Genomic DNA, 24582 nt, shown 5'->3' on the forward strand with positions numbered 1-24582 from the left:
TGGCCTACCGTCAATAAACGATACGCTATTTTCCTTTTCTTGCCCACCAAGGGAAGCCTGCATGGCAAACGCGGTCACGGAGCCGAGAACAGAGACAGGCCTGCCCCTGGTCAAGTCCCGTCCGGGCTCGAGGGTCCTCATCTACAGCCACGACACGTTCGGCCTCGGCCATCTGCGCCGCTCGCGGGCGCTGGCCAATGCCATCGTGGAGGCGCAGCCGGACACCTCCGTGATCATCATCTCGGGATCGCCCGTGATCGGCAATTTCGAGTTCGAGAGCGGCGTCGACTACATCCGCATCCCGGGGGTCACCAAGCTTCCTGACGGAGATTACCGCAGCCTCAACCTCAATGTGAGCCTGGACGAGGCGGTGGGCCTGCGCCAAGCCCTCATTCTCCAGGCGGCCAAGGCCTTCCAGCCGGACGTGTTCATCGTCGACAAGGAGCCGACGGGCTTCCGGGGCGAGGTCGTGCCGGCCCTCGACTATCTTCAGGCGGCCGGCTGCAAGCTCGTGCTCGGCATCCGCGACGTCATGGACGAGCCCGCCCTTCTGGTCCCGGAATGGGAGCGCAAGGGCGCGAAGACGGCCCTGATCCGCTATTATGACGAGATCTGGGTCTATGGCTTGAGGGATGTCTACCAGCCCCTCAAGGCCCTCGACCTGCCTGAGGCTGTGGAAAACCGGATCACCTATACGGGCTATCTGCGCCGGGATGTGCCGCCGACCCCGTCGCTCACCAAATACCCCAAGATCACCAAGCAGCCCTTCATCCTGGTAACCACCGGCGGCGGCGGCGACGGGGACGACCTGATCGACTGGGTGATTTCGGCCTATGAGGCGGACACGGAGCTCGACCAGCCTGCCCTGATCCTCTTCGGCCCGTTCATCGACCGGGACAAGCGCCGCTCCTTCGTCGAACGCATCGCCAAGCAGCCCAAGCTCGACGTGATGTCGTTCGACAACAAGATCGAATGGCTCATGAAGAAGGCCGATGCCGTGGTGGCCATGGGCGGCTACAACACGTTCTGCGAGGCCTTGTCCTTCGACAAGCGCACGCTGATCGTCCCGCGCACCCGGCCCCGGCTGGAGCAATACATTCGGGCGGTGGAGGCCGAGCGCCTCGGCCTCGTGTGCATGCTGAGCGACCACAAGGAGCCGCGTACGCCGGAGCGCATGGCGGCGGCGCTGCGGGCGCTTTCCTCCCAGCCCCGCCCGTCGGAGGTGACCATTCCAGGTCTTCTCGATGGGCTTGACCGGGTATGCGAACGGCTCAAGGTGCTGACCGAGTCCCGACCACGGTTTGCCCCTGCCTATCATCAGGCGGCCGAGTAGCGTTTAAGAATGCTTCCCTCAACGACAGCCCGACGCATCGCCATCGTGGTGAAAGGTTATCCACGCCTTTCTGAGACCTTCATCGCCCAGGAGATTCTGGCTCTCGAGCAGCGCGGGCTCGACCTTGAGATATGGTCTCTCCGGCATCCGACCGAGAGGGCGGTGCATCCGATGCACAAGGGGATTCAAGCGAAAGTCTCGTATCTGCCGGAATACCTTTACGAAGAGCCCCTGCGCGTGTTGCGCGGCGCCGTCTGGAGCCTGGGCCAGCAAGGCTTCGGGGCCACGATTAAGGCGTTCTGGCGTGACCTGAAGCGCGATTTCACGGCGAACCGGGTGCGCCGTCTCGGCCAGGCCTTCGCCATGGCCAGGGAACTGCCGGCGGACGTACGGCACCTGCATGTGCATTACCTGCACACGCCGGCTTCCGTCGTTCGCTATGCGGCGCTCCTGACCGGCCGGACCTGGACCTTCTCGGCCCATGCCAAGGATATCTGGACCACCCCGGATTGGGAGAAGCGCGAGAAGATGGCGGAGGCCCGTTGGGGCGTGACCTGCACGGCCCAAGGAGCAGCCCATCTTCAATCGCTGTCGCGGCCGGAGCAGGTATCGCTCGTCTATCACGGGCTCGATCTCTCGCGGTTTCCCTCACCACCCGAGAGCCGCCCCGCCCGCGATGGCTCGGACGCTCTCGATCCGTTGCGCATCGTCTCCGTCGGCCGGGCCGTGGCGAAGAAGGGCTACGGCGACCTGATCCAGGCGTTTGCCGCCCTGCCGCCGGATCTGCACTGGCGCTTCGCCCATGTGGGCGGCGGGGAACTGCTGGGGAGCCTTAAAAAGCAAGCGCAGGAGGCGGGTATCGGCGACAAGGTGGCATTCCTCGGCTCCAAGGCGCAGCCCGACATCATCGCTCTCTTGCAAGAGGCCGATCTCTTCGTGCTGCCGTCCAAGGAGGCGAAGTCGGGCGACCGGGACGGCCTGCCGAATGTGATCATGGAGGCCGCGAGCCAGGGGCTTGCCATCGTGGCGACGGATTTCGCCGGGATCCCGGAATTCATCCGCAGCGGCTCGGAGGGCGAGCTTGTTCCGCCGGGAGATTGGGAAGCCTTGTCGAACGCCCTCAACCTGCTCGCCCGCGACCCTGAACGGCGCAAAGCTCTCGGCTCCGCAGCCTTCGCGCGCCTGCGCCGGGACTTCTCCATGGAAGGCGGAATCGACGTGCTGGAAACGCGCCTGCGCACTGTGACCGACAACCCGCAGAGAGAACCGGAGCGGGTGTGACCCACGCGCGGCCAGTGGCGTTCTACGCTCCCTTGAAAAGCCCCAACCATCCGCTTCCGTCAGGCGACCGCACCATGGCGCGCCTGCTGATGAAGGCCCTCGACAGAGCGGGGTATTCGACGCAGCTCGCGATCGAGCTGCGCACCCTCGACAAGGCAGGCGATCCGCAGCATCAGGAACACATCAGGCAGCAGTCGCTGGAGGAAGCGTCACGCCTCATCGAGCACTATCGCGCTTTGCCGGAGCAAAGCCGTCCCTGCCTGTGGTTCACCTACCACGTCTATTACAAGGCGCCGGACTGGATCGGCCCCCGCGTGGCGGAGGCACTGAACATTCCCTATACGGTTGCCGAAGGATCGCGGGCTGCGAAGCGCGCGCATGGACCTTGGGCTCTGGGGCATGAGGGAGCGGAGGCGGCTCTCGACCGCGCCGATGCGATCTTCGTCATGACGGCGCATGACCGGGAAGCCTTGGAAACGGTTCGGCCGCCGCGTCAGGCTCTCGTCGACCTTCCGCCCTTTCTCGACGTGCGGGATTGGCCTCTGTCGAGCACTCACCGCGCACCCGCAGATGAATCGCGCCTGCTCACCGTCGCCATGATGCGAAAAGGGGACAAGCTTGCCTCGTATGGCATCCTTGCCGCTGCTCTCGAACGCGTGCAGCATCTGCCCTGGTCGCTCGACATCGTGGGGGATGGTGAGGCGCGGGCCGAGATCGAGCAGCTTTTCTCGTCTATGGCTGACCGTGTGCGCTTTCATGGACGGATCGAGAACCGCACCGAGCTGAAAACACTTTATGAAAACGCCGACCTCTTCCTCTGGCCTGCCGTCAATGAGGCTTACGGAATGGTGCTGCTGGAAGCTCAGGCCATGGGCTGCCCGGCGCTAGCCGGAGCTTATGGCGGGGTGCCCAGCGTGGTGAAGCATGGCGAAACGGGTATCCTGACACAGCCCGCCGACATCGCCGGTTTTGCCGATGCTTTGAGTGCGCTCCTGCAGGATCGGGATCGTCTCCGTATTTTAGGCGCCACTGCCTTGAACTTCGTGCACCGGGAGCGCGATCTGGATCATGCCGCATTGCGCTTGCGCAAAGCGCTCGAACCGCTCACGGCTGGAATGGGAGCATGACATTGCGCGTTCTCATCGCCGTGACGCATCTGTTGGGTGCCGGCCACCTGACCCGGGCCGCAGCCCTCGCACGGGCCTTCGCCGGCAAAGGACATGAGACGACCCTCGTATCGGGAGGACCCCCTGCCCGTCTGGCGGAGCTGGGCGGAGCGGAGTTCGTTCAGCTGCCGCCCGTACGCACAGTCGGGACTGATTTCAAAACGCTCCTCGACGAGAGCCTCCAGCCGGTCGATGAGGCTTATCTCGAAGAGCGTAGGACGATCCTGCTCGACACACTTCGCAATAACCGACCCGACATCCTCATCACCGAGCTCTTCCCCTTCGGCCGCCGCGTGCTGGCAGGCGAGTTCATGGCACTGATCGAGGCCGCCCATACCCTGAACCCGCGCCCGCTGGTCCTGTGCTCGATTAGGGACATTCTCGTAGCACCGGCAAAGGCCGAGCGCATCGCGCAGGCGCACGAACGTGTTCTGCGTGGCTACGACGCCATCCTCGTTCACGGCGATCCCGGCCTCGTGCCCCTTGAAGCGTCATGGCCGCTGGACGAGACGATCAGGCCGCTCCTCCGCTACACCGGGTACGTGGACGAGGATGAGGATCCCGTTCCTGAAAGTCACCGGCGGGGCATCGTGGTCTCGGGCGGGTCGAGCGCCGCGAGCCTGCCGCTCTACCGCGCCTCTCTCGAAACAGCACGTCTGGTAACCGAGCGCCCCTGGCGCATCCTCATCGGGCGAGGCGTCTCGGAAGACGACTTCCAGGAGCTTCGAGGCATCGCCCCGGCCCATGCCGCTGTTGAGCGGGCGAGGGCCGATTTTCGGACGCTGCTCGCCGGCGCCGAAATCTCCGTCAGCCAAGCCGGCTACAATACGGTGGTGGACCTCCTGCGTTGCGGCGCGCGGTCGGTCCTCGTTCCCTTCGAGGCCGGCCACGAGACGGAGCAACGCCTGCGGGCCGAGCGCCTGAAGGATTGGGGACTTGCCGCAATCATCTCCGAGGACGAGTTGTCCGGGACGCATTTGGCGGAGGCGATCCGCCAAGGGTTGTCACAACCGGCGTCCTCTCCACCGGCCATCGCCCTCGACGGAGCACGGAGAAGCGTCGCCATCGCGGAAAGCTTGGTCCTGTCCAGGCCCGCCCTGCACCCAAGCATCGACTGGTCGCCCTTGAATGCCGCGCTTGAGCGGGCCAGGGACCAGGGCTTGCGCGTTCGCTTCTGGTGGAGGGATGACGATGCGGTCGCCGACACCCCTGCCCTCGACCGCCTTCTCACGCTGGCTGGTCGCTACGGTGCCGGGATCGGCCTCGCTGTCATCCCGCGCGACCTTCAAGCTTCCCTCGCCTCGCGACTCATGGATGAAAGTTCAGCTTTCGCCCTCGTACATGGCTGGAGCCACGACAATCATGCCCCGGCCGGGGCCAAGAAGGCGGAGTTCGGCGCTCACCGCCCTGTGGAAACCATCGTGAAGGAAGCACAGCGCGGTCTGCAGGTCGCCCGCGGGCAATTGGGAGAGAGGTTGCTCCCGGTCTTCGTGCCGCCCTGGAACCGGATTTCCGGCGAATTGATTCCGCACCTGCCGCGCCTGGGCTTTACCGGGTTGTCCACCTTCGCCGATCGAGGTGTGGCCTCTCCCGCCCCTGGGCTCCTCCAGATCAACACCCATGTGGATCCCATCGACTGGCATGACACCCGAAGTGCGGTTGAGCCTCGGCAGATCATCGCGGCAATGACGGGGGCCATCGAGCGGCGCATCGTCGGCGATGCGACCGGGATAAGCCCATCGGCCTCCTGACCCATCATCTCGTTCATGACGAGGTCATCTGGATGTTATCCGAAAGGCTTATCGCGCACCTTGCCGAGCAAGACATTCATTTCCTGCGTCCTGATGTATGTTTCGGAATGGAAACAAGGTCACGTTTGCGATCTAATGAGGTCTGAAGCGTTATGCTCGTAGGCCAGGAGGAGCATATGGAAGCGCCAATCCTGTCGGTTCGCCAACTGACGGTCGATTTCAGCACCGACGCCGGGAACTTCCGGGCGGTCGATGGGCTGACCTTCGACATCCCGAGGGGCAAGACAGTCGCGCTCGTGGGCGAGTCCGGGTCCGGCAAGTCTGTGACCGCTCAGGCCATCCTCCAGATCCTGTCGAAGAAGGCCAGAATCGCGAACGGCTCCCTTCTCTTCAACGATCCGTCGAACGGGGGAAGCATCGACATCGCGGCGCTGCCGGCTGAAAGCGACGCCATGCACGCCCTGCGCGGTGGACGCATCGCCATGATCTTCCAGGAGCCGATGACGTCCCTGTCACCGCTCCACACCATCGGCGACCAGATCTCCGAGGCCCTGATGATCCACGCCGATGTGGACCAGGCGACGGCGAACCAGAGGACCATGGACGTGCTGAACCGGGTCGGTTTCCCCGACCCGAAGCGGGCGCTCAGGACCTATCCGTTCGAGCTCTCGGGCGGCCTTCGCCAGCGGGCCATGATCGCCATGGCGCTCATCACCCGCCCGGCCCTCCTGATCGCCGACGAGCCGACGACGGCGCTCGACGTGACCACGCAGGCGCAGATCCTCGACCTCATCAAAGAATTGCAGGTCGAGACGGGCATGTCGGTGCTCCTCATCACCCACGATCTCGGTGTGGTGGCCAACGTGGCCGACGAGGTGGTGGTGATGTATCGCGGGCGGATCATGGAGGCCGGCTCGCGGGAGGAGATCTTCCGCAATGCCCAGCATCCTTATCTCCAGGCGCTCATGCGCGCGGTGCCGCGCTTTGCCATGGCGGAGAACGAGCGCCTGACGCCAATCCGCGAGGTGAAGAGCGCAAGCCTCGCAAGTGTCGATGCGCCGGAGCGCGTTCAGCCGGCAGGCCCGATCCTGAAGGTGGAGCGCCTCACGAAGTCGTTCACGCTGCGATCCGGATGGTTCTCCGGCAAGACACGGGAGATCCGCGCCGTCAGCGAGGTCGATCTCTCCCTTCCGGCCGGCAGGACCCTGGGGCTCGTCGGTGAGTCCGGCTGCGGCAAGACCACCGTGTCCAAGATGATCATGCGGGCGATCACGCCCAATTCCGGAAAGGTTCTGTTCGACGACGGCACCGGCCCCAAGGACGTGCATAAGCTCGAGGGCGAGGCGCTGACCACCTATCGCCGCTCCGTGCAGTTCATCTTCCAGGACCCGTTCTCGTCCCTCAATCCGCGCATGACGGTCTATGAGCTTCTGACCGAGCCCTTGCGCATCCATGACATCGGCACCTCGGACGAGCGCTACGAGCGCGTGAAGCATCTCCTCGAGATGGTAGGGCTCGATCAGCGGGCGCTCCGGCGCTACCCGCATTCGTTCTCCGGCGGCCAGCGCCAGCGCCTCGGGATCGCACGGGCGCTGGCGCTCGAACCGCGCGTCCTGCTCTGCGATGAGCCGGTCTCGGCCCTCGACGTGTCGGTGCAGGCTCAGGTGCTGAACCTGCTCAAGGACCTGCAGGCGGCGCTCGGCCTCTCCTACCTGTTCGTGTCGCACAATCTCGCTGTCGTGGACTACATCGCCGACACCATCGCGGTCATGTGCCGGGGTTACATCGTCGAGGAAGCTCCGAAATCGTCCCTGTTCCGCAATCCGGTTCACCCCTATACTCAGGCGCTGCTCGCTGCCGTGCCCGATCCGGATATCGACCGGCCCCTCGATTTCGCCAAGCTGCGCGCGGGCGGCTTCTCGCAGCCCTCCGCGTGGCCGGAGCCCTTCCGCATCGAGCCTGGCGAGTTCGGAGTGATGAAGGAGATCGAGCCCGGCCACAAGGTTCGTTTGGGGCGCCTGACAGCCCGGGAGGCTGCATGATGCTCAACCTCTGCAAGACCACGCTCGCCCTAGGCCTGATGCTCGGATGGCTGGCGCCACCGGCTTTAGGCCAGGACTATAAGGAGCCACCGCTCTTCGCCAACCTGCCGCAGGAGAAGAAGCTGCCGCCGATGGTCGAGCGGCTTCCGAAAACGCCCATTGTGGTCGGCTCGTCGGGCCAGTACGGCGGCGACATCGTCACCCTGGTACCTCGCCCGCGCGACATCCGCTACATCTCAACCTTCACCTATACGCGCCTTGTCGGCTACGACAGGAACCTGGAACTCCAGCCCGATCTCCTGGAAAAATTCGAGAACGACGGCGATCGGGTCTTCACCTTCACCCTGCGCGCAGGCCATCGCTGGTCGAACGGCTCGCCGTTCACGGCGGAGGACTTCCGCTATTATTGGGAGGATGTGGCGCATAATCTCGATCTCTCGCCCGCCGGTCCGCCCGAGTTCATGCTGGTGGACGGAAAGCCTCCTCGCTTCGAGGTGCTCGACGAGCGCACCGTTCGCTACACCTGGAACAAGCCCAACCCGCGCTTCCTGCCGCAGCTGGCGGGTCCGCTCGATCCCGGCATCTACCGGGCCTCGGCCTATCTCAAGCAGTTTCATTCCAAATTCGCCGACAAGGCTGCCATCGAGGAGAAGGCCAAGCAGCAGAAGCTGAAATCCTGGGCTGCGCTCCACAACCGCATGGACGATATGAAGGAACAGACCAATCCGGAGCTGCCGACCCTCATGCCGTGGCGCGTCATGAATGCGGCGCCGGCGAACCGCTTCATCTTCGAGCGCAATCCCTACTACCATCGCGTCGATGCTCAGGGGCAGCAATTGCCGTATGTCGACCGGATCCTGATGGACGTCTCCGCCAGCGGGCTCTTTGCCGCGAAGGCCAATGCGGGCGAGGAGGATCTGCTGTTCCGCGGCCTGTCCATGGGCGACATCCCCGTGCTGAAGCAGGGCGAGAAGGCGAAGGGCTACACGACCCTTCTCTGGCCTTATGCGCGCGGCACGGAGCTTGCGCTCTATCCCAATCTCAACACGGTCGATCCGGTCTGGCGCCAGCTTAACCGGGATGTCCGCTTCCGGCGCGCCCTGTCCCTCGGGATCGACCGCAAGACCCTCAACAATGCGCTGCTCTTCGGGCTCGGCATCGAGGGCAACAACACCGTCGTGGCGGAAAGCCCGCTCTTCATGCCGGAGCTGCGCACGCAGCACGCAACCTACGATCCCGACCAAGCCACCCGCCTGCTCGATGAGATCGGCCTCACGAAGCGCAACGGTGCCGGCATCCGTCTGCTGCCCGATGGGCGCGAGCTGGAGATCATCGTCGAGACCGACGGCGAGAGCAGCCTCGTGGTGGACGGGCTCACGCTTGTCGGCGAGTTCTGGCGCGAGATCGGCGTGCGGCTCTTCGTGAAGCCGCAGGACCGGACCGTGCTGCGCAACCGCTCCTATGCGGGCCTTACCGTGATGGTGGCAGCCCCCGGCCTCGACAACGCGATCCCAACCGCCCTCATGCCTCCAACCGAGCTCGCTCCCATGCGGCAGGACAACTATGCCTGGCCGAAATGGGGGCAGTACATCGAGACCAAGGGCAAGATGGGAGAGGCGGTCGACATTCCGGAAGCGGAGCGCCTTCTCAAGTCTTACGAGACCTGGATGAACACCGGAAACCGGGAAGTTCAAAGAGCGGCCTGGCACGAGATGCTGAAAAACCACGTCGAAAACCAGTGGATCATCGGCACAATCGCGGGCGCCCTGCAGCCCATCGTCGTGCGGAACGGCCTCCAAGGCCTTCCTGCCAAGGCGCTCTACAGCTGGGAACCGACGGCCATGCTCGGCATCTACCGGCTCGATGAAATCTACTGGAACAAAGCCGCCGGCAAAGAGGCCCGTCGATGATCCGCTTCCTGTTGCGTCGCACTGTCACCATGGCGGTGACCCTGCTGATCATTTCGGCCCTGGTGTTCTTCATCATCAAGCTGCCGCCGGGCGACTTCCTGACCAACCAGATCGCGGAGCTGCGGGCGCAGGGCGAATCCGCCTCCATCGCCAAGGCCGAATTCCTGATCCGGCAATACGGGCTCGATAAGCCGGCCTGGCAGCAATACCTGGTCTGGCTCGGCGTCATGCCGGGTCCGAACGGCTTCTCGGGCCTCTTGCAGGGCGATTGGGGCTGGTCCTTCGAATACGACAAGCCCGTCGTGGACGTGGTGGGCGATGCCGTGTGGCTCACGCTCCTTGTCAACTTCGCCGTGGTGATCTTCATCCACCTGGTCGCGATCCCGATCGCGATCTATTCGGCCACGCGGCAATATTCCATCGGCGACTACATCGCCACCTTCATCGGCTATATCGGGCTTGCAACCCCGAGTTTTCTGCTCGCGCTGATCCTGCTCTATTACATGAATCGCTGGTTCGGTATCTCCATCGGCGGACTTTACGACCCGCAATATGCCGGCGAGCCCTGGAGCTGGCCCAAGGTCCAGTCCCTCCTCTCGCATCTTGTCGTGCCCACGGTGGTGATCGGCCTCGGCGGAACCGCCGCCATGATCCGGCGCATGCGCGCAAACCTCCTCGACGAGCTTGGCAAGCAATATTACGTGACCGCAAAGGCCAAGGGCCTTGGCCCCACCAAGGCCCTTCTGAAGTATCCCTTCCGCATGTCGCTCAACCCGTTCATCGCCGACATCGGCAATCTCCTGCCGCAGCTCGTTTCCGGCTCGGTGCTGGTGTCGCTGGTGCTGAGCCTGCCGACCGTCGGTCCGATCCTGCTCAGTGCGCTCAAAAGCCAGGATCAGTTCCTGGCCGGGTTCATCCTCATGTTCGTCGCCGTGCTCACTGTCGTCGGCATGCTGGTCTCCGACCTCCTGCTGGCATGGCTCGATCCGCGCATCCGCATGGGAGGCGCACGATGAACAACGTCGTGACTTCCAAGCGGCACTACGTCGATCCCGCGCCCTTCGATCCGGGCGCCACGGAGCCCGTCGGCGCGCAGAGCGAAAGCTTCTACCGCGCTTCGTCCTGGCAGCTGATGTGGTGGAAGTTCCGGCGGCACAAGGTGGCGCTCGCCGCCGCCTTCGTGCTCCTCGCGCTCTATGCCATCGTGCCCTTCGTCGAGGTGATCGCCCCCTACAACCAGACCAAGCGGCACGGCGACTTCCTGTATGCGCCGCCTCAAGGCATTCACCTGATGCATGAGGGGCAGCTCATGCGCCCCTTCGTCTATCCCTATACCTACAGCTTCGACCTGGAGAACTTCCGCCGGGTCTACACCCTCGACACCTCACGGCCGCAACCGATCCGCTTCTTCTGCAGGGGCGATGACTATGAGTTCTGGGGCATGTGGCAGATGAATTTCCATCTGGTCTGCCCGCCGGAAGACGGATCGATGTTCCTGCTCGGTACCGACCGTCTCGGCCGCGACCTGCTCTCGCGCATCATCTATGGCGCGCGGATCTCGCTCACCATCGGTATCGTGGGCATCGCGGTTTCGTTCACCCTCGGGCTCTTCTTCGGCGGCCTCGCGGGCTATCTCGGGGGCTGGGTCGATCACGTGATCCAGCGCACCATCGAGATCCTGCGCTCCCTGCCGGAGCTTCCCCTGTGGCTCGCGCTGTCGGCTGCCCTGCCGCCGAACTGGAGCCCGATTCTCGTGTTCTTCGGCATCACGATCATCCTCGGCCTGCTCGACTGGCCGGGACTGGCGCGCGCCGTGCGCTCCAAGCTTTTGTCCCTGCGCGAGGAGGATTTCGTGAAGGCCGCGGAGCTGATGGGAGCCTCCAAGCAGCGTGTAATCGCACGCCACCTCATCCCCAACTTCATGAGCCACCTGATCGCCTCGGCGACGCTGTCGATCCCGTCCATGATCCTCGGCGAAACCGCCCTCTCCTTCCTGGGGTTGGGCCTGCGGCCGCCGGTGACGAGCTGGGGCGTGCTGCTCAACGAGGCGCAGAACTTGGCTGCCGTGCAGTTGCACCCCTGGCTTCTGTTCCCGATGGCGCCGGTGGTGATCGTGGTGCTCGCCTTCAACTTCATGGGCGATGGCCTCAGAGACGCGGCGGATCCTTATCATTAGGCGCAAAGCCTGTTGTCCTGGATCCAAGGGAATGCGAGACATCCTGCATCGATGACGATGGCAGAGGTGTTTCGTGGCCGAATACCGGATTGATGCGTCCCCGCAGAGCATTCACTGGGGCTATTTCGATGCGGGCATTCCCCCGCTCCTGACCGTGGATTCGGGCGATACCGTCACGATCTCGACCGTGTCGGGCGGTCCCGAGGCGATGCCGAAGGCGCCCTTCGTGATTCCGCAGGCGCTGTCGGACATCCATGCCGCTCACAAACCGAAGCTGCCGGGCCACATCTGCACAGGCCCGGTTGCGGTGCGCGGCGCCAAGGCCGGTCAGGTTCTCGAAGTTCGCATCAAGGCTATCGAGCTGCACTACGACTGGGGCTTCACCTATTCCGCCCCGCAGAAAGGCGCCCTGCCCGACGATTTCGACGAGATCCACTTCATGACGATCCCGCTCGATCGCGAGCGGATGACGGGCAAGCTGCCCTGGGGATTGGAGCTGCCCCTCAAGCCGTTCTTCGGCGTGATGGCCGTGGCGCCACCGGCCGCCTGGGGGAGCTTGAGCACCCTGCCGCCGCGCCGCAACGGCGGCAATCTCGACAACAAGGAGCTGGTGGCAGGCACCACGCTTTACCTGCCGATCCATGTGGATGGTGCGCTGTTCTCCGTTGGCGACGGCCATGGCGTCCAAGGAGACGGCGAGGTCTGCGTGACGGCCATCGAGACTGGCCTGATCGGCACCTTCGAATTGCATCTGCGCGAGAGCATGAGCCTCATCTGGCCCATGGCAGAGACACCGACGCACGTCATGACCATGGCGTTCGATCCTGATCTCGACGATTGCGTGGTCATCGCGCTGCGGAGCATGATCGACCTGATCGTCGCCCGCACCGGGATCACCAAGGCTGAGGCCTATGCCCTGTGCAGCCTCGCGGCGGATTTGCGCATTACCCAGGTGGTCAACGGCAGCAAGGGCGTCCACGTGATGCTCGACAAGAGCCTGCTGCAGCCTGCCCGGCGCTAAGCAGTCTCGTCTGGTGGCGGCTCGTCTCCAAAGATGGAGCGGCCGCCATAGGCATGCGACTTCGCCCGCTCCTGCCTGATGTGCTCCTCCACGTCAGGGCCGGTGGCGTGGCGCTCAAGCGCGCGCGCCTGATCGTCGAGACGCTTGAGGGCAAAAAGCTCCTCCTGCTGCCCCAGCTTCGCCTTCTGCACGGCGGATTTCAGCACGCGGATGGTCTCGTCATAGACCCGAACCGGCACGGGATACGGGTGCCTGTCCTTGCCGCCATGGGCGAAGGAGAAGCGCGCGGGGTCGCTGAAGCGGCAGGGCGTGCCGTGCACGACCTCCGCCACCATGGCGAGCGCCTGCACGGTGCGCGGCCCGACACCCGGAGTCATCAGAAGATCGGAAAAGTCTTCAGGCCCGCGGTCGGCCGCCGCTGCCAGTGTCCCATGGAGCCGCCGCAGCACCACATCCTTTGCTCGCACATCATGATGCTCGGGCATCACCAGATGCGGCAGCAGGGGCTGCGGGCTCGCGGCTGGTGCAGCTTCTCGCTCCTCAAGCGCCAGGAATTTGCGGGCGATGTTGTCCGGTCCAAGCGAGTCCAGAATGTCAATTTGCGCCTTGCGCGAAGCGGCCGCACGCCGGTCCGTGAGATTGACGATGGTGCCCTGCCCTTTGCCATCGATCGCCGTGTGCGGCTCGTCGACGAAGCTCTTCAAATCCTCTGACAGCCAGTGGTAGCGGCGTGCGAGCCGGGACGTGTCGTTCATCCCCTGCTGGACCACGGCCCATTTCCCGTCATCCGTGACGATGAAGCCGTGAAGATACAGATCGAATCCATCCTGGATCGCCGCGCTGTCGACCTTCGCCACGAGGCGGCTGGCATTGGCCAACGCCGCGCCATCGAAGCCGACGCGCTCTCCAATCGCCACGAGCTCATGCGGCGTCTGCCGCGAATGCTTGCCGCGTCCGCCGCAAACATGGATGCCGAGCTCCTTCGAGAGCGGCGTCAGCCCGCGCTTCAAGGCGCCGATCACGCTGGTGGTGATGCCGGAGGAGTGCCAGTCCATGCCCATCACTGCCCCGAAAGACTGGAACCAGAACGGATGCGCAAGCCGGCGCAGGAGCTCGTCGCGCCCGTAATGGTGCACGATGGCCTCAGACACCACACCGCCGAGTCGCGTCATCCGGTCGGCCAGCCATTTCGGCACATGCCCCGAATGCAGCGGCAGATCGGCGCTTCCGGCCCGCTTGGCCATCGGGTGGGGTCTCCTACAACTAAGTCTAGGGTATTGCAGCACCAAGACTGAACAACAAGGCGCAACGCGATCTCTCCTCCCCCTTGTGGGGAGGAGTTGGAGGTGTGGGTGCGAGCGAGAGCCTATCCGCGTGTTGCGCCAACACCCCCTCCCTTAATGCCTCCCCACAAGGGGGAGGGAAACATGCTGAGCCTTCAAAGAAAAAGGCGCCCGAAGGCGCCTTGAACTGTCTTAGCGGCGGCGGGGGCTCTTTTCGAGCCAAGCCACCTGGGCGCCATCACCGCGGCGCCCTTCCGAACGCTGCCCGGCAGGCTTCGCTTGTGCGGGGCGTTGACCCTGCGCAGTCCGCTGACCTTGTGCCGGACGTTGGCCCTGAGCCGGACGCTGCTGGTTCCCTGTCGGCTGGCCGCCCTGGGGCTGACCATTGCCCGCAGGCTTCCCACCGCGACCCCGACGGCGCTTCGGCCCCCGGTCGGCGTTCGGATCAGCGCTGCGCGGCTGGCCATGGCCCTGATGCCCACGGGCATGAGGAGCTGCGCGGCCCCGCGGCTGACCGTTGCGCCCGGACTGCTCGCGGCGCGGCTCGGAAGCCTCGGACACGGCAGAACCGGCAGGAAGTCCCTCGGGGAGCGGCATGACCGGCACCTTGAGGCGGGTCAGCTTCTCGATGTCCTTCAGGAACGCCTTTTCCTCGTCGTTGCAGAACGAGATGGCGGAACCCGTGGCGCCCGCGCGGGCCGTGCGGCCGATGCGGTGGACATAAGATTCCGGCACGTTCGGCAGGTCGTAGTTGATGACGTGGGACACGCCCTCGACGTCGATGCCGCGGGCCGCGATGTCGGTGGCCACCAGCACACGGCACGAGCCGTCACGGAAGCCCGCGAGCGCACGCTCGCGCTGCGGCTGGGACTTGTTGCCGTGGATGGCGGCTCCCGCGATGCCCGCCTTGTCGAGGCCGCGCACCACCTTGTCCGCGCCGTGCTTGGTGCGGGTGAAGACGAGCACGCGGTCGATGGTCGGGTCGCGCAGGAGCGTCTCGAGCAGGACCTGCTTGCGGCCGGTCTGCACGAAGATCACGCTCTGCTCCACGCGCTCGGCAGTCGTCGCCACGGGTGTGACGGCCACATGAGCCGGATTGCGCAGGAAGGACTCGGCCAGGGTCGAAATCGTCTTCGGCATGGTGGCCGAGAAGAACAGGCTCTGGCGCTCCTTCGGCAGCAGGGTCACGATGCGCCTGAGCGCATGAATGAAGCCGAGGTCGAGCATCTGATCGGCCTCGTCGAGGACCAGGATCTCGATTTCGCGCAAGGACAGGGCCCTGCGGTCGATGAGGTCGATCAGGCGGCCGGGCGTGGCGACGAGCACGTCGACGCCGTTCATCAGCGCCTTCTCCTGGCGGGAGATGGTGACGCCGCCGAACACCACCTCGGTGGTGAGACGCAGGTTGCGGCCATAGGCCTTGAAGCTGTCGGCGATCTGGCTGGCGAGTTCACGGGTCGGGCTGAGCACCAGCACGCGAGGGCTCCTGGCCCGGCGCGGCTTCGGGCTCTCGGACAGGCGATGGAGAATCGGCAGCGCGAAAGCGGCCGTCTTGCCGGTGCCCGTCTGGGCGATGCCGCACACGTCGCGGCCTTCCATGGCATAGGGAATGGTCTGGGCCTGGATCGGCGTGGGCGTCTCATAGCCCTCGGCAGTCAAGGCCTTCAGGATCGGCTGGGCCAATCCGAAATCGGTGAAGAGTGTCAAAGGAGATGTCTTTCGAACGGATACAGTGAGCCGGAAAGCAGGTCGGCTTCATAAAGCAAAGGCGCTTCAGGGCTCTTTGGGGAAACAGCCCGCGTGATGGGGCCATTTTATGATGGAGCGATTGAAGAAGGGGACCGGGGTCATCGCTCATGCGAATATCCGTCACGCAGTCCCGCTCAAGCTGCTTGGATGCCAAGCGCCGTCGCCTGCTGTGCATATGGGGGGTAAAAACCTATCCGTCAACCTCAAGGCCTGACATAAAGCAAGAATGTCACCCTCCGGCTCCATGCCCTGGCGCATCGTCTCAGCCCTCTCGATCACGCACCTGATCTCCTACGGGACGCTGTTCTATGCCTTCGCGCTCCTCATTGAGCCCATGGAGCGGGACCTCGGGTGGTCGAAAACGGCCTTAACCGCCGCCTTTTCGCTCGCCCTCATCTCCTCAGCGTTCTTTGCCGTCCCGGTCGGGCGGCTGATCGACCGGGGCTACGGGCGGGCCGTGATGACAGGCGGCTCGGTGCTGGCTGCCATTCTTCTCGTCCTCTGGGCGTATACTGAGAGCTACCCGGTCTTTGTCCTGATCTGGCTCGGTCTGGGTGCCGCCACAAGCGCCCTCTTCTACGAGGCTGGTTTCGCGGTCCTGGCGTTGAACCTGGGCCTGCTGGCCCGTCGGGGCATCACCATCATCACCCTGGTGGCCGGGTTCGCCAGCACGGTGTTCATCCCGCTCCTCCACGTGCTCATCGACCGCTATGGCTGGCGTGACACGATCCTCGTGATGGCTGCGTTGAACATCGGGATCTGCGCCGCGCTGCATGCCTTCGGCATTCCTGCAGCCCCGGCAAGGTCGAAGCAGGCTGGCGAAAGCCGCACGGGCCTTCCCTCCACCTCGAACCCGCGCCGGGTTCTCGCCAAGCCGGCCTTTTGGCTGTTCGTGATCACCAGCGTTCTCCAGGGGATCATCTCGGTGGGAATTCCCGTCCACCTGATCCCGATTCTCCTTGAGCGAGGCTTTTCCATCGAGGCGGCCGTGGCCGCATACACGGTGATCGGGCCTGCCCAGGTGGCGGCACGGTTCCTCACCGGTTTCGGAGAGCGGGCCATGAGCCTGAGGGGGATTGGGGTTGTGACCATGGCCCTGAGTGCCCTCGGCTTCATGCTCCTGCCGTTCATCCCGGCCGGGTCCTGGCTGATCCTCATCTTCGCGGGACTTTATGGCGCCTCCAACGGAATGCTGACCATCGTGCGGGCCCTGCTCCCGCCGGAGCTGTTCGGACGCGAGGATTACGGAGCCATCCAGGGCATGATTGCCATGCCGGTCCGGGTCACCATGGCCATCGCGCCCTTTGCCTTCGGGGCCCTCTGGGCGTGGTGGGGTAATTACGACGCCGTGCTGATCCTATGCTTGGTCATGGCCGTGTGCTCCCTCGTGGCTTTCATGCTAAACTTGGCCTTGGCCAGGGAGCCTTGAACAAGTTCAAGAATTGTCTTGCCTTAGGCGGCTAAAGAAACCATGTGCAGGGCACCGGGACAGCCCGGAATTGAAGGAAAGACGCATTCCGTGACGACAGTGACCGATCTTCTGATTGTAGGCGGCGGCATCAACGGCGCAGGCATCGCGCGCGATGCCGTGGGCCGGGGCCTCTCGGTGGTGCTCTGCGAGCAGGGCGACCTCGCCGGCTACACCTCCTCCGCCTCGACCAAGCTGATCCACGGCGGTCTGCGCTATCTTGAGTATTACGAGTTCCGGCTGGTTCGCGAGGCCCTGTTCGAACGGGAGCGGCTCCTCGAATCCGCCCCGCATATCATCTGGCCCCTGCGCTTCATCCTGCCGCATGAGAAGGGCATCCGCCCGGCCTGGTTCGTGCGCCTGGGCCTGTTCATGTACGACCACCTGGCCCCGCGCAAGAAGCTGCCGGGCACGGAAGGCATCAAGCTCACCCGGCATCCCGCGGGCCAAGCCCTGAAGCCCGGCTTCGACACCGCCTTCGTCTATTCCGACTGCTGGGTCGAGGACAGCCGCATGGTGGCGCTCAACGCCCTGGACGCTTTCGAGAAGGGGGCGGACATCCGGGTCCGCACCAAGCTCACCTCCGCCCGCCGCGACGGCCAGACGTGGGTCGCTACTCTCCAGAACGTGGAGACGGGCGAGACGGAGGAGGTGCGCGCCAAGGTGATCGTCAATGCGGGCGGCCCCTTCGTGGCCGACGTGCTCAACGCCAAGCTCGGGCTGAACACCACCAAGAACGTGCGCCTTGTGAAGGGCAGCCACATCGTGGTGCCGAAGCTCTTCGACACCAAGGAAGCCTTCATTCTCCAGAACACGGACAAGCGCATCGTCTTCGCCATTCCCTATCAGGAGAAGTTCACCCTCATCGGTACCACCGACATCCCGGTTGAATCCGTACCGGACAAGAAGGTCGAGATCACCCAGGACGAGATCCAGTATCTCTGCAATGTGGTGAACCACTTCTTCAAGCGCGAGGTCACCCCGGCCGAAGTGGTGTGGACCTATTCCGGCGTGCGCCCGCTTTTCGACGACGGATCGAGCAATGCCTCGGCGGTGACCCGCGACTATGTGTTCGACATGGACGCGCCTCAGGGCCAGGCGCCGGTGCTGTCGATCTTCGGCGGCAAGATCACCACGTTCCGCAAGCTCTCCGAGCATGCCCTCGAGGAGCTGAAATCCTACTTCCCGAACATGAAGCCATCATGGACCGAGAAGGCCAAGATCCCCGGAGGCGACATGCCGGACGCGGATTTCGACCGCTTCTTCGCCACCGTGCGCCAGCGCTGGCCCTTCCTGCCCGAGCCCGTCGCTCATCGCCTTGCGCGATCCTATGGCACCCGCATCGAGGAGCTTCTGGGCTCCGCCAAGTCCATGACGGATCTCGGCGAGGATTTCGGCGCCAGTCTCACCGCCGCCGAAGTCGACTACCTGGTGCGTCGTGAATGGGCGCGCACCGCCGAGGACATCCTCTGGCGCCGCTCCAAGCTCGGGCTGCATGTGCCGGTTGACGCTCCGGCCAAGATCGATGCCTACTTGGCCAGGACAAAAGCGACAGCCGTCGCAGCTCAATAAAGTTTGGGGCAAATTCGGGGAAAGTCATGGCTCACTACGTCGGTGCCATCGATCAGGGCACGACCAGCTCGCGCTTCATCGTGTTCGACAAGGCCGGGAGCATCGTCTCGGTCGGGCAGAAGGAGCACGAGCAGATCTACCCCAGGCCGGGCTATGTGGAGCACGATCCGATCGAAATCTGGCGCAACACGCAAGCCGTAATCCAGGAAGCGCTGGCCAAGAAAGGGCTGTCGCCCCGCGACCTCGCCGCCATAGGCATCACCAACCAGCGCGAGACGACGCTGATCTGGGACAGGCGCACCGGCAAGCCGCTTCATAACGCGCTTGTCTGGCAGGACACCCGCGTCGACTCGATCGTCGAGGAGTTCGCGAAGGATGGCGGTTACGACCGCCTGCGCGACAAGACGGGCCTGCCGCTGGCGAGCTACTTCTCCGGCCTCAAGCTGCGCTGGCTCCTCGATAACGTGCCCGGCGCCCGGGAGAAGGCTGCGGCCGGCGACGTGCTGTTCGGCAACATCGACACGTGGCTGGTCTGGAACCTGACCGGCGGCGTCAATGGCGGCTGCCACATCACCGACGTGACCAATGCCAGCCGCACGCAGCTCATGAATCTGCGAACCCTCGACTGGGACGAGGAGATCCTGCGCCTCTTCGATATCCCACGCGCCTGCCTGCCGCAGATCCGCTCGTCCAGCGAAGTCTATGGCGAGGCGACCGACAATCTGGCTGGCGTGCCGATTGCCGGCATTCTCGGCGACCAGCAGGCGGCGCTCGTGGGACAGGCCTGCTTCCGGCAGGGCGAGGCCAAGAACACCTACGGCACCGGCTGTTTCATGCTGATGAACACCGGCGAGACCCCCTACCCGTCAAAATGCGGTCTCCTCACGACGGTGGGCTATCGCTTCGGCCAGGGGAAGGCTGTCTATGCCCTGGAAGGCTCCATCGCAATCGCCGGCGCCCTCGTGCAGTGGCTTCGTGACAATCTCGGCATGATCGAGAAGAGCCCCGATATCGAGACCCTCGCCCGCAGCGTCGAGGACAATGGGGGCGTCACCATCGTGCCGGCTTTCTCCGGCCTCTACGCCCCTCACTGGAACTCCCATGCCCGCGGCCTCATCGGCGGCCTGACGCGCTACGCCACCAAGGCGCACATTGCCCGTGCAGCGCTTGAGGCCACGGCCTTCCAGACCCGCGAGGTGCTGGACGCCATGACCAAGGACACGGGTATCACCGCCACGGAGCTGCGCACGGACGGCGGCATGGTGGTCAACGAGTTGCTGATGCAGTTCCAGGCGGACATCCTCGATGTTCCGGTGGTGCGCCCGAAGGTGATCGAGACCACGGCTCTCGGCGCTGCCTATGCAGCCGGTCTCGCCACGGGCTTCTGGAGCGGGACGGACGAGCTCGTGCGCAACTGGGCCGTGGACAAGCGCTGGACGCCCGCCATGGAGGCCTCCCGCCGCGAGCGCCTGAACGCCCTCTGGAACAAAGCCGTGTCGCGCTCTCTCGATTGGGCAGACTGATTCAGAGGCGTAAATCCTCCACGTCATGGCTGGCCTCGTGCCGGCCATCCCGGTCACACAAGCGCAGCACCTCACAAATCGAGATCACCGGCACAAGGCCGGTGATGACGTGGGGAGGGATGATCTGCGGACCCGGCCGATCACGCCTCTGGCAGCGCGTTCCGGATCTTCGAGGCGAAATCGGCCAAGACCTCCGGCTTCTCCATCTGGCCCGTATGGGGCTTCAGCGCCACGCCCTCGAAGCGGGGAATAACGTGGAAGTGGATGTGGAAGACCACCTGCCCGCCCGCGCTCTCATTGAATTGCTGGATCGTCAGGCCGTCGGCTGAAAGCGCGCTCTTCGCCGCCTTTCCCACGGTCTGTACGGCCTTTGCGAGCTGCGCGAGGTCATCAGGATCTGCATCGAGGAGGTTGCGCGCTTTCGCCTTGGGGATGACCAGAACATGCCCGTCGCCGCGAGGCATAACATCCATGAAGGCCAGGACCTGATCGGTCTCATAGACCTTGTGGCACGGCAGCTCGCCGCGAAGGATCTTCGCGAACACGTTGTTGTCGTCGTAGGTCATCCCGTCCTCTCTCCTCTGCCGTTTCTACAGGAGCGCCGTAGCGCTGCGCCTTCTCTTATACCGAGGTAGGCCATGCGAGCACTACTGCCTCTGTCCCTCTCCTGGCACACGAACGTGTGGCCTCTGGTAGTCTGAATTCAGATCGCGCTTTTAGCACGAACATGCGATCTTCTATGACTTACCTTCAATAGACCATCTATTGCCAAATATAGACGCCACTCCTCCCCTGTATCGAGGTAAGTACCTTCTTGGCTCTTATTCCTACCAACAAGATGTTGCCTTGTTTCCTCCAGTCAAACATTTGCCTTAAGCGCGCCAATTCGTGAGGTCTGAATAATTTCGTAAAATTTTTTGCAAAGGTTCACCCTTCCTGACCGGAACCATCGATTCAGCGAGCGGTTGATGATGCACGAACACCACTCGATTAGGAGGCATAAATGGCAGGTGGTTCGACCTCGAAGCGTGGCTTCGCGTCGATGGATTCCGACCGGCAGCGTGAAATCGCCAGCAAGGGCGGCAAGAGCGTTCCCGCCGAGAAGCGGTCCTTCTCGCAGGACCGTGAACTCGCCTCGGAAGCTGGCCGCAAAGGCGGTCAGGCCTCGGGCAATACCCGCGGCAACCAGGAATAACGCATTCATCCATTCCAATAATCAAAGGGGCCGCTCAGCGGCCCCTTTACTTTGCTCAATGATATTGAAGCTAAGACTTACTGGTGCCTGAAGTTGAATCCGGTGCGCGTCAGGGCAGTCTCGACGACGACCTCCTCGACATCTCCCACGCCCATGATGGCTCGAAACTCGGAAAGGCTCGGGACATCGAATGCCACAGCACCAAGCTCGATCTGCCGCACCAGATCCCCTGCCAGGGCCGACATGAAATCGAGCGACACGATGTCCAGATGACGAGCAGCCTCAAGCGCGACCTCCGGGGAGGATCCTCGTGATGCACCAATCAGCGTCAGCAGAGAGTATTCGTCCAAGCTGCCATGTCTCGACCCCACTGGCCTATGGATGAACGGCCGGCCGCGCTGCCGGGTCAAGGCAAAGGCCAGCAGGAGCGCATCAGAGACGATGCCCTTTGCCGTCTCAGACTGCGTGTAGGTCGCCAGCGCCTGCTCAGGACCATCGAGCAGAGCCAGATCGTACTGATCCTCAAGGCGGCTCAAGGAACGGAACACGTCGACGATCGGGACGGTGCTCGGATGGAGCAGAACCGCCACAGGATTGGCTCCGGACGGGAGTGACAACGCTTCAACCATGAAAGAAAAACCTTGAACTGCTGGTCGCTCAAACGCCAGGGCTTGTCGCGGCAGGCATGACGTGCGGCCATGCCGGGACAACGAGGTGACGCCTCAACATGAGGGGGCAGGTCACATCATCCTGGTGGCAGACGGGAATGAGGCCACTGAGCATCGAAGCCACCGATGACTTGTCCCGGTAAGGAGAACTCGAGGTCAGCCTGGAGAACTCATCGGCTAGTTCCTCCTGGCATAACACGGCATCCAACTCGTTCGTCGCAGTCATGGCTCCCTCCCGCATCTTGCTAACGGCAACGTATGCCCCAGACCCCGGTTCCTTATGCGTCAACAAGTCCGGACGGCATGCCGCTGTCGTCGGGAGGGGTGGAGGAATTTTTTCGAAAATTCTTTGGAACCAGGCCGTACGAACGCCGTTATGCTGATAACCGGTCCGAATGCCCCCTTGGACTGGCACCTTTAAGGCGCAGCTTTATGGCTGCGCCTTTTATTTTGCCTTCGCGCCGCAGCGCCGTTCGGATATGGGAACGGCGCCTGGGTTGCCCCAGACGCCGCATAACTCCTCAATAGTCCGCCAGATTACTGCTTCGGAGCCGTCGAGGTGCCGGCGGAGCCGGTCGTCGAGTTGTTGGCGTTGCCGCCGTCCTGATCGAAGGCAGGAGCAGCCTGAAGCTGATCCTTCGTCATGCGCAGAACCACGCGCTCAGGCTGGTTCTGGTTGCTCGAGGTGTTGCTGGCCGTAGTGTTGGACGTTCCGGCCGTGCCCGAGCCCGTGGTCGCGGTGTTGCCGGTCGTGGTAGTCGAGCCCGTCGTCGCGACGCTGTTGTTGCCGCCGCCAGAGTTGTTGTTCATGGCTTGGGCCTGCTGGGCGTTCATGAACTCGAGGGCGTTGAACGGAACAGCCACATCCTTCTCGCCGATTCCGAGGAAGCCGCCAACACCCACTACGGCCGCCATGATCTGGCCGTTGCGGTCCATGATGACGTCATTGATGTCGCCGATCGACTCGTTGTTCGCGCCAACCACACGCGTTCCGATCAGATCGGAGGCCATCATCTGATTGGATTCCATCTTGGTCATGAACTGACCCTGCATGCCGCCGCTCTGGCTCATGGTCGACGAGGATTGGCTCATCGTCGACGAAGAACCCGAGGCTCCGGGCTGCATGGCCGGCGACCCGGTCGAGGTGGTTCCAGTGCCGGACGCGGCCGGCCGGTCAGTTGGGGCCGAGGGAGTGGTGGATGTCTGTGCAAGGGCGGGCGCAGCCGCGAAAGCCGTCACTACAAGGCAAGCTGCCATATGCTTCTTCAGCATTGCTTATTTCTCCTGAGGGTACATTGAATCGCGTTAAGCGCCAAAGTGCGCGAGGGTTAAACGCCCGGCAACAGCAACCGTTCCGAACATTGACTTATTCAAGGCAATGTGAACGGCCTGCTTAACGTTATAGATCAGTGTGAATACTTATTAATATTTTTGAGAAAAGACATATTCCCTTACTGCTTCTTGTGAGAAGGCAGCAAAACGGACGCTATTAGGAGGAACCTTTGCCACAGAAATAAGTTCCCGGGCGGACATCAGGATCCTCCCGCTCTCGCATGATGCTTGTTCCTGAAGCGAGTCGTTTCCGCGCTTGAGCGCACCCTGCTTGCTCTAACTCCCGTCAGGAGAGCGATTGCTGGAGAAGCGCCAAGCAGAGGCTCGGCATCCTGTCGGCACTCGCCTTGGCTAGAGGACTGACATCGCCGAGGCAACCGACCGGCTTGCGCGCTTTCGGCTTCGGCTCGCGGGGAGTTTCAGTTCCCTCCCGCTGGCTGACGGGGTGCTGGATCGCGGGAGCCTGCCTCTCCTCCTTGAGGGTAACCACAGGCAGATCCGTGTCGCGTGCATAGATGGTGGTGCCGGCGTTTGGGTCGGACTTGTACAGCACCTTTCCATCGCGGTCGCGAAGGATCACCGTCGCCTGGGCAACACCGACGAGTTCGACGATCGACACAGTTGCCGGATTGGCGCTTGGAACAGGGACCGTCATGCGGTCCCCCTTTGTCGCGGCGCTCATGCGTTGGGGCAGCGCATCATCGGAGAGAACTTCGGATTGCGCCTGATAAGACATGTTGAAGGAGGCAGGAACAAAGCTTCCCGCAACAAAGAAGATTCCAGCTAATCCCACCAGCGCCACCGGGATACGGAACATCCCTCTCTCCTGCTCTTCAACCTCGACGTTTCAGAAATTTAACGCGACGATAACTTTGATGTTCCTGCACCCTTCCGTAGGAGAGAAGAATAAAAAGAGCGATAAAAATCCTGGAACCTTTGTTTTCGATAGGACGTTCTTTAAGTACCGGCCTCCTGGTCCTCCCCGCATTCCCCTTGTGCATTGGCCGGCACCTTAGACGGGCTTTCGAGCCCGTCTTTTTTTGTGCCCAATACATCAGCACAAAAGAATAGCCCGGCTTTTAAGCCGGGCTATTACTATTTAGATTGCTATC

General features: G+C 63.3%; 20 protein-coding genes. 14 read left to right on the forward strand and 6 right to left on the reverse strand.

Going from position 1 to position 24582, the window contains the following annotated elements; translation table 11 throughout:
* Window positions 1-61 precede the first annotated feature (61 nt).
* The 9 genes from IC232_RS15600 to IC232_RS15640 all read left to right on the forward strand — a co-directional run bounded on the left by IC232_RS15600 (window position 62) and on the right by IC232_RS15640 (window position 12680).
* Entirely contained in the window at window positions 62-1333 is a 1272-nt protein-coding gene (locus IC232_RS15600) for a glycosyltransferase family protein (RefSeq protein ID WP_190845900.1), read from the forward strand.
* Window positions 1334-1342: 9 nt separating this feature from the next.
* Complete coding sequence (locus IC232_RS15605) at window positions 1343-2614, forward strand: glycosyltransferase family 4 protein (RefSeq protein ID WP_190845901.1); 1272 nt, start codon at window positions 1343-1345, stop codon at window positions 2612-2614.
* The gene (locus IC232_RS15610; RefSeq protein ID WP_312895177.1) at window positions 2611-3741 is read left to right on the forward strand and encodes a glycosyltransferase family 4 protein; all 1131 of its coding nucleotides are present in this window, start codon (window positions 2611-2613) and stop codon (window positions 3739-3741) included. Before IC232_RS15605 ends, IC232_RS15610 begins: the two co-directional genes overlap by 4 nt.
* Window positions 3738-5531: a glycosyltransferase gene (locus tag IC232_RS15615; protein WP_190845902.1), complete on the forward strand. Its 1794-nt coding sequence runs from the start codon at window positions 3738-3740 to the stop codon at window positions 5529-5531. Before IC232_RS15610 ends, IC232_RS15615 begins: the two co-directional genes overlap by 4 nt.
* A 176-nt stretch (window positions 5532-5707) precedes the next feature.
* The gene (locus IC232_RS15620) at window positions 5708-7573 is read left to right on the forward strand and encodes an ABC transporter ATP-binding protein (RefSeq protein WP_190845903.1); all 1866 of its coding nucleotides are present in this window, start codon (window positions 5708-5710) and stop codon (window positions 7571-7573) included.
* Entirely contained in the window at window positions 7570-9483 is a 1914-nt protein-coding gene (locus IC232_RS15625; RefSeq protein WP_190845904.1) for an ABC transporter substrate-binding protein, read from the forward strand. The genes IC232_RS15620 and IC232_RS15625 overlap by 4 nt, the downstream gene beginning before the upstream one ends.
* Window positions 9480-10499 (forward strand): ABC transporter permease, encoded by a 1020-nt coding sequence (locus tag IC232_RS15630; protein WP_190845905.1) that lies wholly within the window; start codon window positions 9480-9482, stop codon window positions 10497-10499. The genes IC232_RS15625 and IC232_RS15630 overlap by 4 nt, the downstream gene beginning before the upstream one ends.
* Window positions 10496-11659: an ABC transporter permease gene (locus IC232_RS15635; RefSeq protein ID WP_190845906.1), complete on the forward strand. Its 1164-nt coding sequence runs from the start codon at window positions 10496-10498 to the stop codon at window positions 11657-11659. The genes IC232_RS15630 and IC232_RS15635 overlap by 4 nt, the downstream gene beginning before the upstream one ends.
* Window positions 11660-11732: 73 nt before the next feature.
* Entirely contained in the window at window positions 11733-12680 is a 948-nt protein-coding gene (locus tag IC232_RS15640; protein ID WP_190845907.1) for an acetamidase/formamidase family protein, read from the forward strand.
* On the opposite strand, the gene IC232_RS15645 is transcribed toward IC232_RS15640, so the two are convergent.
* Both IC232_RS15645 and IC232_RS15650 read right to left on the reverse strand, forming a co-directional pair.
* Window positions 12677-13924 (reverse strand): DUF763 domain-containing protein, encoded by a 1248-nt coding sequence (locus IC232_RS15645; protein WP_190845908.1) that lies wholly within the window; start codon window positions 13922-13924, stop codon window positions 12677-12679. The genes IC232_RS15640 and IC232_RS15645 overlap by 4 nt on opposite strands.
* 231 nt (window positions 13925-14155) lie before the next feature.
* Window positions 14156-15670, reverse strand: a complete 1515-nt coding sequence (locus IC232_RS15650) for a DEAD/DEAH box helicase (RefSeq protein WP_190845909.1) — start codon at window positions 15668-15670, stop codon at window positions 14156-14158.
* Between the two features lie 268 nt (window positions 15671-15938).
* On the opposite strand from IC232_RS15650, the gene IC232_RS15655 reads away from it, so the two are divergent.
* The 3 genes from IC232_RS15655 (at window position 15939) to glpK (ending at window position 20275) form a co-directional block, all read left to right on the forward strand.
* Entirely contained in the window at window positions 15939-17141 is a 1203-nt protein-coding gene (locus tag IC232_RS15655) for an MFS transporter (protein WP_190845910.1), read from the forward strand.
* A 90-nt stretch (window positions 17142-17231) separates the two neighbouring features.
* The gene (locus IC232_RS15660; RefSeq protein WP_190845911.1) at window positions 17232-18752 is read left to right on the forward strand and encodes a glycerol-3-phosphate dehydrogenase; all 1521 of its coding nucleotides are present in this window, start codon (window positions 17232-17234) and stop codon (window positions 18750-18752) included.
* Between the two features lie 26 nt (window positions 18753-18778).
* A complete protein-coding gene (gene glpK, locus IC232_RS15665) occupies window positions 18779-20275 on the forward strand; it encodes a glycerol kinase GlpK (protein WP_190845912.1) in 1497 nt (498 codons plus the stop codon).
* 140 nt (window positions 20276-20415) lie between these two features.
* Here the strand turns inward: glpK and IC232_RS15670 are convergent, their stop codons facing one another.
* On the reverse strand, window positions 20416-20841 hold the full coding sequence (locus tag IC232_RS15670) for an HIT family protein (protein WP_190845913.1): 426 nt from the start codon (window positions 20839-20841) through the stop codon (window positions 20416-20418).
* Between the two features lie 437 nt (window positions 20842-21278).
* Here IC232_RS15670 and IC232_RS15675 point away from each other — a divergent pair, with 437 nt between their 5' ends.
* Complete coding sequence (locus IC232_RS15675; protein WP_009494027.1) at window positions 21279-21470, forward strand: general stress protein; 192 nt, start codon at window positions 21279-21281, stop codon at window positions 21468-21470.
* A gap of 77 nt (window positions 21471-21547) precedes the next feature.
* On the opposite strand, the gene IC232_RS15680 is transcribed toward IC232_RS15675, so the two are convergent.
* Window positions 21548-22060, reverse strand: coding sequence for a hypothetical protein (locus IC232_RS15680; RefSeq protein WP_190845914.1), 513 nt, complete (start codon window positions 22058-22060; stop codon window positions 21548-21550).
* Window positions 22061-22675: 615 nt separating this feature from the next.
* Window positions 22676-23176, reverse strand: coding sequence for a PRC-barrel domain-containing protein (locus IC232_RS15685; RefSeq protein WP_190845915.1), 501 nt, complete (start codon window positions 23174-23176; stop codon window positions 22676-22678).
* Window positions 23177-23189: 13 nt separating this feature from the next.
* Here IC232_RS15685 and IC232_RS15690 point away from each other — a divergent pair, with 13 nt between their 5' ends.
* Entirely contained in the window at window positions 23190-23426 is a 237-nt protein-coding gene (locus tag IC232_RS15690; protein WP_190845916.1) for a hypothetical protein, read from the forward strand.
* 330 nt (window positions 23427-23756) lie between these two features.
* Here IC232_RS15690 and IC232_RS15695 read toward each other — a convergent pair whose 3' ends face one another.
* Entirely contained in the window at window positions 23757-24287 is a 531-nt protein-coding gene (locus IC232_RS15695; RefSeq protein WP_190845917.1) for a hypothetical protein, read from the reverse strand.
* Window positions 24288-24582: the final 295 nt, after the last annotated feature.

Source organism: Microvirga sp. (assembly GCF_014699075.1).
Classification (GTDB): domain Bacteria; phylum Pseudomonadota; class Alphaproteobacteria; order Rhizobiales; family Beijerinckiaceae; genus Microvirga.

What these genes read in the sequence shown, in the direction of transcription:
- IC232_RS15605 (WP_190845901.1), top strand. Translation starts at nt 1,343, where the DNA reads ATGCTTCCCTCAACGACAGCCCGACGCATCGCCATCGTGGTGAAAGGT.
- IC232_RS15675 (WP_009494027.1), top strand. Translation starts at nt 21,279, where the DNA reads ATGGCAGGTGGTTCGACCTCGAAGCGTGGCTTCGCGTCGATGGATTCC.
- IC232_RS15695 (WP_190845917.1), bottom strand. Translation starts at nt 24,287, where the DNA reads ATGTTCCGTATCCCGGTGGCGCTGGTGGGATTAGCTGGAATCTTCTTT.
- IC232_RS15685 (WP_190845915.1), bottom strand. Translation starts at nt 23,176, where the DNA reads ATGACCAAGATGGAATCCAATCAGATGATGGCCTCCGATCTGATCGGA.
- IC232_RS15615 (WP_190845902.1), top strand. Translation starts at nt 3,738, where the DNA reads ATGACATTGCGCGTTCTCATCGCCGTGACGCATCTGTTGGGTGCCGGC.
- IC232_RS15630 (WP_190845905.1), top strand. Translation starts at nt 9,480, where the DNA reads ATGATCCGCTTCCTGTTGCGTCGCACTGTCACCATGGCGGTGACCCTG.
- IC232_RS15645 (WP_190845908.1), bottom strand. Translation starts at nt 13,924, where the DNA reads ATGGCCAAGCGGGCCGGAAGCGCCGATCTGCCGCTGCATTCGGGGCAT.
- IC232_RS15600 (WP_190845900.1), top strand. Translation starts at nt 62, where the DNA reads ATGGCAAACGCGGTCACGGAGCCGAGAACAGAGACAGGCCTGCCCCTG.
- IC232_RS15655 (WP_190845910.1), top strand. Translation starts at nt 15,939, where the DNA reads ATGTCACCCTCCGGCTCCATGCCCTGGCGCATCGTCTCAGCCCTCTCG.
- IC232_RS15625 (WP_190845904.1), top strand. Translation starts at nt 7,570, where the DNA reads ATGATGCTCAACCTCTGCAAGACCACGCTCGCCCTAGGCCTGATGCTC.
- IC232_RS15620 (WP_190845903.1), top strand. Translation starts at nt 5,708, where the DNA reads ATGGAAGCGCCAATCCTGTCGGTTCGCCAACTGACGGTCGATTTCAGC.
- glpK (WP_190845912.1), top strand. Translation starts at nt 18,779, where the DNA reads ATGGCTCACTACGTCGGTGCCATCGATCAGGGCACGACCAGCTCGCGC.
- IC232_RS15635 (WP_190845906.1), top strand. Translation starts at nt 10,496, where the DNA reads ATGAACAACGTCGTGACTTCCAAGCGGCACTACGTCGATCCCGCGCCC.
- IC232_RS15690 (WP_190845916.1), top strand. Translation starts at nt 23,190, where the DNA reads ATGCCGCCGCTCTGGCTCATGGTCGACGAGGATTGGCTCATCGTCGAC.
- IC232_RS15670 (WP_190845913.1), bottom strand. Translation starts at nt 20,841, where the DNA reads ATGACCTACGACGACAACAACGTGTTCGCGAAGATCCTTCGCGGCGAG.